The organism is Lentzea sp., assembly GCF_036380075.1.
GTDB lineage: Bacteria > Actinomycetota > Actinomycetes > Mycobacteriales > Pseudonocardiaceae > Lentzea.
On record NZ_DASVFL010000022.1, the window covers coordinates 1 to 10,941 of the forward strand.

Below are 10,941 nucleotides of genomic sequence, written 5' to 3' on the forward strand. Positions count from 1 at the left end.
TCGGGCTCACCGTCGCCGGGACGGTCACGGCGCACAAGCTGTGGAGCGGGGTGCTGCTGGTCCCGTTCCTGATCGCCGGTTTCCTGCTCTCCTCACCACTGCGCCGGCGCTTCGACGCGAAGGGCGTCCGGACGCCCATGCTGGTCGTCGCGGGCGCCAGCGCAGTGGTGCTCATCGTGCGGAGCGCTTTCCTCTGACCGGCCGGACTACGCGAACGGCTGCACGTTCGGCTGGAACACCTGGCCCTCGGCCGGAGCCACGAGGTCGACCAGGTAGCGGGCCACGGCGGCGTCGGTCGCGGCCGAGCGGCCCAGGATGCAGTGGCCGAACGAGTCGACGCTGATCAGGCGGGCGTTGCCGAGCTGCTTGGCCATGCGCTGCGCGAACACGTACTGCGTGGCCGGGTCGTAGTAGTTGCCGACCACGAGGACCGGGTTCGGCGTCTTGCGGTTCCACGGACCGATCCAGCGGTCCGGGTTGCGCGCCGGCCAGGTCGGGCACGCCAGCAGGTCGGACGCGGCCTGGTAGCGGCCGAACGTCGGCGACTCCTTCTCCCACTTCGCCGCCGTGGTGGCCCAGTTCTTGTTCGTGCGGGCGAACGGCTTGTCGATGCAGTTCACCGCGTAGTACGAGTCGTCGGCGGTGTACGGGGTCTCCGGCAGCGGGTCGACGTCCAAGCGGCCGGCGCCGTTGTTCAGCGGCGCCGGAAGGTCCACGACGGACTGGACGGCGGACGTCATGGGCGCCGGGTTCAAGGCGTTGTGGATCGACTGGAGCCACGTCACCAGCGCGGCGAACCGCGGCACCGAGTACAGGTCACCGGCGACCCGGCCGATCACGTCGGCCAGCGTCACCTGGGTGCCACCCGGCAACGTGACCGGGCCGCGGGCCAGGGCCGTCTTCATGGCCTCGAACTTCGCGCGGGCGTCACCGGCGAACGCGCACTTCTCCACCCCCGCGCTGTCGCACCGCTTCAGCATCGCGTCGAGGGCGATCTCGAAGCCCTGCGCGCGCTGCCGGTCGTACTCGGGTCCGTTGGTCAGGCGCAGCTGCGGGTCGACGTTGCCGTCGATCACGATCGCCCGCGACTTCGACGGGAAGATGTTCGCGTACGTCGAGCCGATCAGCGTGCCGTAGGAGAAGCCGACGAAGTTGAGCTGCCTGTCCCCCACCGCTTCGCGCATGACGTCGAGGTCGCGCGCGACGGCTTCGGTGGACATGTGGTTGAGCAACGGACCTGCGTTGATCCTGCAGTAGTCCGTGTAGGCCTTGGCGGACCGGATCGTGGTGCCGATCTCCTCCTTCGTGATCGGCAGCGCGGACCAGCCGGCGTTGACCGCGTCGGCCTCCTCCTGCGTGCGGAAGCAGCGCAACGGCGCGCTGCGGGCGACGCCGCGCGGGTCGAAGCCGATGACGTCGAACCGGTCCAGGACCGAGGCCTGGAAGTAGTTCTTGGCGACGGCGCCGCGCAGCAGGCCGGAGCCGCCGGGGCCGCCGGGGTTGAGGAAGATCGAGCCGATCTTGCGGGACGGGTCGTTCGCCGGCCGCTTCATCATGGCGATGCCGGTCTTCTCCCCGCGCGGGCGCGAGTGGTCGACGGGCACCTCCTGGACCGCGCAGGTCAGGCGCGCCCGCTCCTCGGGCGTCACGGTGGCGGGAAGCGTGGCGAGAACGTCCTCCGCGCACTGCCCCCAGGCAGCGGGTCCGACCGAAGGGGCCTGGGCGGAGGCGGTGCCCTGGCCGGAGACGACGGTGCCGAGCGCGAGAACCCCCGCGAGCAGAACACGCACAGATGCTGATGATGACGTCACGCGTGCACCTCATCACCGTCGGTACATCGTTTGTACCCGTCATTCGGAGGGTTCCGGGGGCGACGACCGCCGCCCCCGGAACGCTCGCGAACTAGAACGGCTGCGCGTTCGGCTGGTACACCGAGCCGTTCACGGGTGCGGTGAGGTCGACGAGGTACCTCGTCACCGCCGCGTCCGCACCGGCCGAGTCACCGAGGATGCAGTGGCCGAAGGCGTCCACGCTGATCAGGCGCGCGTTGCCGAGCTGCTTGGCCATGCGCTGCGCGAACAGGTACTGCGTGGCCGGGTCGTAGTAGTTGCCCACCACGACGACCGGGTTCCTGGTGTGGCGGTTCCACGGGCCGATCCAGCGGTCCGGGTGGCGCGCCGGCCACGTCGGGCAGGTCAGCAGGTCGGAGGCGGCCTGGTAGCGGCCGAACGTCGGCGACTCCTTCTCCCACTTCGCCGCGGTCGTGGCCCAGTTCTTGTTCGTGCGGGCGAACGGCTTGTCGATGCAGTTCACCGCGTAGTACGAGTCGTCCGCCGTGTAGGGCGTTTCGGGCAAAGCGCGCACATCCGCGCGGCCGCCGAGGTTGTTCAGCACCGGAACGTCCACAACGGACTGGATGCCGATGGAAGCGGCGGACGGGTTCTGCGCCACGTGGATCGACTGGAGCCACGCCGTCAGCGCCTTGAACGTCGACGGGCTGTACAGGTTGCTCGACGTGCGGCCGACGACGTCGGTCAGCGTGACGACGGTGCCACCGGGCAGCGTCGTCGGGCCCTTGCGCAGGTTCTCGCGGAGGTCGTCGAACTTCTTGCGCGCACCACCGGCGAACGCGCACTTCTCCACACCCGCGCTGTCACACCGCTTCAGCATCGCGTCGAGGGCGATCTCGAAGCCGCGGGCGCGTTCGCGGTCGTACTGCGCGCCGTTGGTCAACCGCAGCTGCGGGTCGACGTTGCCGTCCAGCACGAGGGCACGCGACTTCGACGGGAAGATGTTCGCGTAGGTCGCGCCGAGCAGCGTGCCGTACGAGAAGCCGACGTAGGTGAGCTGGCGGTCGCCGACGGCCTCGCGCATCACGTCGAGGTCGCGCGCGACGGCCTCGGTCGACATGTGGTTGAGCAACGGGCCGGCGTTGATGCCGCAGTAGTCCGTGTAGACCTTGGACTGCCGGATGGAGCTCGCGATCTCGTCCTTGGTGATGGGCAGCGCGAACCAGCCCTCGTTGACCGAGTCGGCCTCCTCCTGCGTGCGGAAGCAGCGCAACGGGGCGCTGCGGCCGACACCGCGCGGGTCGAAGCCGATGAGGTCGAACCTCTCCAGCACCTCGGGCGTGAAGAAGCTGGAACCGTAGGCGCTGTAGATCAGGCCGGCGCCACCGGGACCGCCGGGGTTGATGAACAGGGAGCCGATCTTCTTGGACTGGTCGGCGGCCGGGCGCTTCATCATGACCACGCCGGTCTTGTCGCCGCGCGGCCGCGAGTGGTCGACGGGCACGGTCTGGACGGCGCAGCTCACACGGGTGCGCTCGGCGGCGGGGATCTCGGCGAGCACGTCCTCCGCGCAGGGTCCCCACGCGGCGGGTCTGACGGCGGAGGCCGCTTCGGGCTGGGCGGAGGCGGTGCCCAGCCCGGAGGCGATCGTGCCGAGCGCGAGCGCACTGACGAGCGCCACGCGCACGGCACGCGAGGTTGCAGGAGTCATCGCAGCAGCCCACCACTGACGGCGAGCCGCTTGTAGGGCCTATCGGAGGGTGTTCGCCCGGTTACACCGCTCGGGCCAACGAGACCGCGAACCGGCCCTCGCTGTCGGTCCACCAGCGGTGCAACGCGAAGCCGCCTTCCTCCAGCTCCCGCCGCACGCCCTCCTCGCGGAACTTGGCCGACACCTCGGTGCGCAGCTCCTCGCCCTCGCGGAAGTCGACGGTCAGGCCGAGCTCGGCGAGCACCACCCGCTGGGGCTTCGCGGCCCGCAGGCGCATCTCGATCCACTCCTGCTCGGCGTTCCACAACGCCACGTGCTCGAACGCCTCGACGTCGAAGTCGCCGCCGACCTCGCGGTTGAGCACGTTGAGGACGTTGCGGTTGAACTCCGCCGTCACGCCCTGCGCGTCGTCGTACGCGCGCACCAGGGTTTCCGGATCCTTCACCAGGTCCGTGCCCAGCAGCAGCCACTCACCCGGCTCCAGCACGTCGCGGACCGTGCGGAGGAACTTCTCCCGCTCCTCCGGGATGAGGTTGCCGATCGTGCCGCCCAGGAACGCCACCAGCCGCGGCGACTCCCCCGGCAGCAGCGACAGGTGCTGCGTGAAGTCGCCGACCACGCCGTGCACCCGCAGTCCCGGGTAGTCGGCGATGATCGCGTGCGCGGCCTCGGTCAGCGCCGACACCGAGACGTCCTGCGGCACGAACTCCCGCAACGTGCCGTGCTCGCGCAACGCGCTCAGCAGCAGCCGCGTCTTCTCCGACGAGCCGGAACCCAGCTCCACCAACGAGTGCGCGCCGGTCGTCGCCGCGATCTCGGCGGCGCGGTCGGCGAGGACCTCGCGTTCGGCGCGGGTCGGGTAGTACTCGGGCAGGCGGGTGATGTCCTCGAACAACGCGCTGCCCGCCGCGTCGTAGAACCACTTGGGCGAGACCCACTTCGGGTCCGCGGTCAGCCCGGCACGCACGTCGGCACGAAGCGCGTGTGCGGCGTCCTCGGGTGTGAGGTGAACGTCCAGCACCGGCTCGGTCATATCGGTCGAACCTCCACAGTGGATGGATCAGCGAGCACGACGTGCCTGTCGGGGATCTCCCGCCACGCGTCGTCGCCGTCGAGCGGTTCGGAGGCGAGCGTGACGCTCTCCCCGTCGTGCAGGACCCACAGCGAGTGGGTCCAGGTCGTGCCGGCGATGACCGATCCGTCGGTCATCAGGAAGTTGAGCCGCGAGGCGGGGGCGACGGCCACGACCTCGCGGACGAGGCCGGCGAGGACGTCGGCCGGCGCGAGCCCGGCTTCGAGCCTGCGCCGCACGAGTGTCCACAGCAGAGCGGAGTCGGTCGGCGCGTCCATCGTCAGCAGGTCGGTCACCGGCACCGTGCCCGCGAGCCCCGCCACCGACTCCGGCCAGTCGGAGACACGTCCGTTGTGGCTGAACAACCACGTGCCGTCGGTGAACGGCGCACATGCCGGGTCGACCACCGGCATGCCCACCGTCGCCGACCGCACCGCGGCCAGGAACGCCGTGGACGCCGTGGTCCGCGCCAGCTGGCGCAGGTTGGCGTCCGCCCAGATCGGGCCCGCGCGGCGGTACCTCACCGGACCGGGGAACCAGCCCACGCCGTAGCCGTCGACGTTGACCGTGCCACCGCCGTGCATCTGCCGGGGCGCGTACGCCTGCCGCTCCAACGACTCCGGCGCGTCGAAGAGCAGGTCGTCCAAGGGCACGGCGGGGCCCAGGTACGCCAGATGGCGGCACACCGCTCAGGCGTCCCTGGCGCAGCGGAAGCCGGCGAAGATCTGCCTTCTGATCGGGTAGTCCCAGTTGCGGAACGTCGCGCGCACGGCGGAGGAGTCGGTGCCGAACGAGCCGCCGCGCAGCACCTTGTAGTCCGGTCCGAAGAAGACCTCGGAGTACTCCCTGTACGGGAACACCTCGAAGCCCGGGTAGGGACCGAAGTCGCTGGAGGTCCACTCCCACACGTCACCGATGAGCTGGTGCACGCCGCTCGGCGACGCCCCGTCCGGGTACGCGCCGACCGGGGCCGGGCGCAGGTGGCGCTGGCCGAGGTTCGCGTGCAGCTCGGTCGGTTCCTCGTCGCCCCACGGGTACCGGCGGGTCCTGCCGGTCGCCGTGTCGAACCGGGCGGCCTTCTCCCACTCGGCCTCGGTGGGCAGGCGCTTCTTCGCCCACGTCGCGTACGCCTGCGCCTCGTGGAAGCACACGTGCACCACGGGTTCGTCGGCCACGACCGGCTCGGTGACGCCGAAAGCCGTGCGCACGAACGAGTTCTCCTCGCGCTGCCAGAACCGCGGCGCCACGAGCTTCGCGGTCGTGCGGTGCTCCCAGCCCTCGTCCGTCCACAGGCGACGGTCGTCGTAGCCGCCCGCGAGGATGAACTGCGCGTACTCGCCGTTCGTCACCGGTGTCGTGTCGATGAAGAACGAGTCGACGTGCACGGCGTGCGCGGGACGTTCGTTGTCCAGCGCCCACGGTTCGTCCGACGTGCCCATCTCGAACGGCCCGCCCGGGACGAACACCTCCGTCGTGGGAACGAGGTTCCCGGACGGCGGAGCCGGGGCGTGCAGCACCGGGTCGCCCTTGCGCAGCTGGTGCGTGGCGAGCATCGTCTCGTCGTGCTGCTGCTCGTGCTGCACGATCATGCCGAACGCGAAGGCGTTCTCGACGAGCCGGCGGCCCTCCAGCGGCACCTTCTCCAGCACGTCGAACACCTTGCCGCGCACGTCGCCGACGTACTGGCGGGCTTCGCGGGGGTTGAGCAGCGGCAGCTCCGGCCGGACCGACCGGCTGAACTTGAACGCGTCGTAGTACTCGTCGATGTCGCTGCGGACGGGTTCGCGGCCGCCGACGTCGCGCACCAGCCACAGCTCTTCCTGGTTGCCGATGTGCGCCAGGTCCCAGACCAGGGGCGACATCAGCTTCGAATGCTGCCGGACGAGGTCGTGCTCGTCGACGGCGTCTGTCAGGGCGGTGGAACGCGCGCGCGAGCGCAACAGCTCCCCCGCCACCTGCTCGCGGAGTTCTTCGGTCACAGCTTCCCCTCAAGCTCCCGGCTGATGGTGCTGATCTGGTCCTCGGAGAGACCGGTGCGGTGCAACGCCTCGATGCCCAGTGCGACGACGTCCTGCGCCGCTCTGGCGATGCGTTCGTCCGCCATCCCGTACCGGGCGGCGACGAGCCACCGCCCGGCGGCCCGTTCCGTCGCCGCCAGCACTCCGTCCACGACGGACGGGTCGCTGAACAGCGCGACGAGCAGCGCACTCGGCGCGATCCACCCGCCAGGGGCGGGCGTGTCCAGGTAGCGGATCTCGATGTACCCGCGCGGCCGCACCGGCGGGAACATGAGCGACAGGTGGTAGTCGAGGTCGTCGCTGGTGGGGCTGCGGTCGAGCGCCCCGTCGATCCAGTCGGCGAACGTCAGCCTGCGCGGCGGGATCCAGCTCGGGCCCGGCCCGCGGACGACGATGACAGGGGTGTCCAGGACCCTCCGCGCGTACGCGGCGGCGGGATCGGCGCACACGGCGCTCGGCCTGGTGCGCACGGGATCCGTGCCGTACAGGGTGCGCATGCGGGCCGACGCCCAGCCGGCGTGCATGCCGCCGGTGCTGGGCGAGTTCGCGAACAACGCGTTGAGCACCGGTCCGAGCTGGTGCACGGCGGCCCAGCGGTCCTGGAGGTGCTTCTGCTCGCCGAAGTCGATGCACACCTGAAGGCCCGCGGTGTTGCACATCATCGAGATGCCGTCGCTGCCGAGCTCGGCGAACGCGTGCTCCATCGCCGCGTACCGGGGCACCCGCAGCATGCGCGTCGGGCCGCGGTGCTGGTCGGCGCCCTTGTCGCCGAGCACGAGGTCGTGGTCCGCGAGCATCGCGGTGAGGTGGGAGACGTCCTGGGCGACCGTGCGGAAGAGGTCGGGGAGGCTGGTGCAGGGAGGAGTGGAGATCTCGACCTGCCCGCCCGGTTCGACGGTCAGCGGGGTGCCGCTGGGAAGCGGCCTCTGCGGGCTGTCCGGAACCAGTGTCGGTGGTGCGTGGTCGCCGAGCGCGGCGGCGAGCCGTTGTCGATCGAGGACCTGTGACGGGTCTTCGGCGTGGTGCACGGTCCACTCGAGCTCCACGCCGAAGAGCCTCGGAGGTCCGTGCTTGAAACAGACCGAGGCGACGTACGCCTCGGCCTCGGCGCGGTCGGCGAACCTCACCGGCGCCGGTTGGTCACGCAACGCAGTCACGTTGCCACACTCCCCGTGATCGTCTGGCCCAGTCGACGCTACACGCGGGATCCGGCGCTCGCAGCTCTCAAATCCTTACGAAAGTGGTGTTGTGTCAGGACGCACGGGTGCGCACAGGCAAGGCGTCCCGGTCCTCGGCGAGGACGGCGACGAGGTCGACGACCGTCCTGGCCACGAGCAGGTCGATCAGGTGCGCGCCGGCGCACGCGGGCAGCCGCCAGCCCAGGCGCTCGGCGAGCGCCGACAGCTTGACGATCTCCTGCGACTCCATGTCGGAGAGGGTATTGCCGGATTCGGGCCGCTTCACGCAGCCAGGCGCGGTGATCCACTCGAACGGGCGCGCCGGCCGGGGTGACCCGTGAAGATCACACCAACGGGAGTGTTCAATCCGTACGTACGGATTGGATTTCACGCCTCTGCCCTGCAACCATCTACCGGTGCCCAGGGTGAGCCAGGACCACCTCGACGCCCGCCGCCGTCAGATCCTCGACGGCGCGCGTGCCTGTTTCGCGCGACACGGCTACGAAGGCGCCACAGTACGCCGTCTCGAAGAGGCGACGGGACTATCCCGCGGTGCGATCTTCCACCACTTCCGCGACAAGGAGTCGCTCTTCCTCGCCCTCGCGGAGGACGACGCGCTGCGGATGGCCGACGTCGTGGCGGAGCAGGGTCTGGTCCAGGTCATGCGCGACCTGCTCGACGAGCCGGAGAAGCGCACCGAGGAGCACGCCGCCGACTGGCTCGGCACGCGGCTGGAGGTGTCGCGCCGGCTGCGCACCGATCCCGACTTCCGGGCGCGGTGGGCCGAGCGCAGCGAACAGCTCACGGCGGCCACGCGGCAGCGCCTGATCCGGCAGCGCGAGGCCGGCAACCTGCGCGACGACGTCGACGTCACGGTCCTCACGAGCTTCCTGGAACTGGTGCTGGAAGGTCTCGTGTCGCACCTCGCGATGGGACTGCCCGCCGACGACATGGAACCGGTGCTCGACCTGGTCGAGGAAACCGTGCGCCGCCACCGCAGAAGCTCTTGAACGTTCGCGGTGCACACCGCAAGGTGAGTCCATGAAGACCGCCGTCCAGTTCTTCGCGCTGCGCACTCTCGTCCGTGGCTATGCGCTGCTCGGTGACCCGTACGCGGGCGTGATGGCCTCACCGCCCGACCGCGACCCGTACGCCATGTACGAGAAGATCCGCGCCAAGGGCGACATGGTGCGCAGCCGCATGCGCGCGTACGTCACGCCGAGCCGGGCGATCTGCGACTCGGTGCTGCGGGACAACAGGTTCATCACCGCCACGTTCGACGAGGCGTCGATGGTGCCGATCACGCTGGTCCAGGACGGCCGGAAGGTCGTCAACCCGGTGCAGGACTCGTTCCTGATGAAGAACCCGCCGGACCACACGCGGCTGCGCAAGCTCGTGCAGCCGTTCTTCACGCCACGGGCGCTCAAGGACCGCACGCAGTCCATCCAAAAAATCGTGACTGACCACCTCGACCGGCTCGGCCCGAGGTTCGACCTGGTGCGGGACTTCGCCTCGCAGGTGCCGATCCAGGTGATCGCGGACCTGCTCGGCATCCCGGACGGCCACAAGGACACGTTCGCGCGGTGGGGCAGCGCCCTGGGCGAGACGCTCGACGGCGTCTGGTCGCACAAGCAACTCCAGAACCTGCACGCCACGATCGTCGAGTACAACGACTTCATCGACGTGCTCATCGACGAACGCCGCCGCGCCCCGCAGGACGACATCGTCAGCCACCTCGTGCAGCAGCACGACGACCTCAGCCGCGAGGACCTCGTCGCCACGACCGGTTTGCTGCTTTTCGCCGGATTCGAGACGACGGTCAACCTCATCAGCAACGGCGTGCTGAAGGCGTTCGAGAACCCGCACACCGTCGCGCCACTCGCGCAAAGTCCCGAGTACGCCGAAGGATTCGTCGAAGAAGTGCTGCGACTCGACCCGCCCGTGCAGTACACGATCCGCTGGCCGAAGGAACGACTGGAACTCGCGGGCGTGAGCCTTCCCAAGGGAATGCCGGTCATGCTGATGCTGGCGGCGGCGAATCGAGACCCGCGCGTTTTCAAGGACCCGCTGAAGTTCGACCCGACCCGGTCCAACGCGCGCGAGCACCTCGCGTTCAGCGCCGGAATCCACTACTGCGTCGGCGCGGGACTGAGCCGCATCGAGGGCGCGATCGCGTTGCACGAACTGTTCAAGCGATTCCCGGACCTCACCCAGGACGGCCCCGTGTCGCGGCGGAAGTCGAAACTCATCCGCGGCGCTTTGCGCCTTCCGGTGCGCTCCAGCGAAACCACGCGGTCACTCACCGTGAAGCCGGGCTGACGAAAAGCGAAATTTGTTGCAGCACGTGCGCTACTTCACCCGCGTGGAGCAATGTTCGTGCCCCAATGACACATCTGCGTAGTGCATTCTTAGAGGTGAGAGGGAGACCCGCCGCACCGCCGCCGCGACGGGCCTCCCTCTCACCCTTTTCCGGGGGTTGGTGTGGGGCCGGGTCGGCTGGGCTCCGCTTGGCGGTGAGGGCTTGGCGGTGTCTGGGGTTCGGGTCGCGGCGGGGGCTCGATGACGCCGGGGACCCGCTCATGACAGAGGCTCGGCGCCCCCAGGACCCGACTTACGATGGGTACGGCTCACGCCGGTCCGCCTCGCGTTGAGGGTGCCCCTCGCGTTGAGGTACCCCTCGCGCAGAGGGTTCCCTCGCGGCGAAGTCGACCGTGCGCCGAAGTCTCCTCACGCGGAGAGCCTCTCGCTGAGCGCTTCTCGCGCTGAAGGCCCCCTCGCACCGTAGTTCGCAGAACACCGAGGGTCCCCCTCCGCCACGAGGAACCCCACTGAGCCTTCCGCCACCAGGCGCACCTGACGCGGCGCACTCACCCAGTGCACCCCAGCCGGCACGCCCAACCCGGCGGCGCGGCAGGCCCCCACCCCTACCGCGCCTCCCGAACCAGCCCTACTCCACCCCCGCCATCAGCTTCTTGATGGCCGGAGCCGCCACCGCGAGAGCCCCGCCGAGCACCACGGCCGCGCCGCCCAACGTGAAGAAGTACGCCGAAGGGCTCGTCGTGTAGAACTTCACGAGCTGCGCGGCCACGCCGGTGCCGGCCGACACCGCGAGGAACCACAGGCTCATCGTCTGCGAGGCGAACGCGCGCGGTGCCAGCTTCGTCGTCGCCGA

9 protein-coding genes and 2 pseudogenes are annotated in these 10,941 nt (G+C 69.8%); 3 read left to right on the forward strand and 8 right to left on the reverse strand.

Annotated features, from left to right (window positions below; all coding sequences use genetic code 11):
* A pseudogene (locus tag VF330_RS02375) lies at positions 1–197 on the forward strand (sulfite exporter TauE/SafE family protein); the annotation flags it as partial.
* 9 nt (positions 198–206) lie between these two features.
* Here VF330_RS02375 and VF330_RS02380 read toward each other — a convergent pair.
* The 7 genes from VF330_RS02380 to VF330_RS02410 form a co-directional block, all read right to left on the reverse strand.
* Positions 207–1,790 (reverse strand): alpha/beta hydrolase, encoded by a 1,584-nt coding sequence (locus VF330_RS02380; protein ID WP_330849803.1) that lies wholly within the window; start codon positions 1,788–1,790, stop codon positions 207–209.
* Between the two features lie 112 nt (positions 1,791–1,902).
* Entirely contained in the window at positions 1,903–3,501 is a 1,599-nt protein-coding gene (locus tag VF330_RS02385) for an alpha/beta hydrolase (RefSeq protein WP_330849804.1), read from the reverse strand.
* Positions 3,502–3,562: 61 nt separating this feature from the next.
* The gene (egtD, locus tag VF330_RS02390) at positions 3,563–4,534 is read right to left on the reverse strand and encodes an L-histidine N(alpha)-methyltransferase (RefSeq protein WP_330849805.1); all 972 of its coding nucleotides are present in this window, start codon (positions 4,532–4,534) and stop codon (positions 3,563–3,565) included.
* Positions 4,531–5,259, reverse strand: coding sequence for an ergothioneine biosynthesis protein EgtC (gene egtC / locus VF330_RS02395; protein ID WP_330849806.1), 729 nt, complete (start codon positions 5,257–5,259; stop codon positions 4,531–4,533). The genes egtD and egtC overlap by 4 nt, the downstream gene beginning before the upstream one ends.
* Before the next feature lie 3 nt (positions 5,260–5,262).
* Complete coding sequence (gene egtB / locus VF330_RS02400) at positions 5,263–6,552, reverse strand: ergothioneine biosynthesis protein EgtB (RefSeq protein WP_330849807.1); 1,290 nt, start codon at positions 6,550–6,552, stop codon at positions 5,263–5,265.
* The gene (locus tag VF330_RS02405) at positions 6,549–7,739 is read right to left on the reverse strand and encodes a glutamate-cysteine ligase family protein (RefSeq protein ID WP_414675321.1); all 1,191 of its coding nucleotides are present in this window, start codon (positions 7,737–7,739) and stop codon (positions 6,549–6,551) included. Before VF330_RS02405 ends, egtB begins: the two co-directional genes overlap by 4 nt.
* Positions 7,740–7,842: 103 nt before the next feature.
* Positions 7,843–8,019 (reverse strand): hypothetical protein, encoded by a 177-nt coding sequence (locus VF330_RS02410; RefSeq protein WP_330849809.1) that lies wholly within the window; start codon positions 8,017–8,019, stop codon positions 7,843–7,845.
* 166 nt (positions 8,020–8,185) lie between these two features.
* On the opposite strand from VF330_RS02410, the gene VF330_RS02415 reads away from it, so the two are divergent.
* Together VF330_RS02415 and VF330_RS02420 are read left to right on the forward strand one after the other, a co-directional pair.
* Positions 8,186–8,779 (forward strand): TetR/AcrR family transcriptional regulator, encoded by a 594-nt coding sequence (locus tag VF330_RS02415; RefSeq protein ID WP_030470246.1) that lies wholly within the window; start codon positions 8,186–8,188, stop codon positions 8,777–8,779.
* Between the two features lie 31 nt (positions 8,780–8,810).
* Positions 8,811–10,088, forward strand: a complete 1,278-nt coding sequence (locus tag VF330_RS02420) for a cytochrome P450 (RefSeq protein WP_330849810.1) — start codon at positions 8,811–8,813, stop codon at positions 10,086–10,088.
* A gap of 628 nt (positions 10,089–10,716) precedes the next feature.
* Here VF330_RS02420 and VF330_RS02425 read toward each other — a convergent pair.
* Positions 10,717–10,941: pseudogene (locus tag VF330_RS02425) on the reverse strand (MFS transporter); the annotation flags it as partial.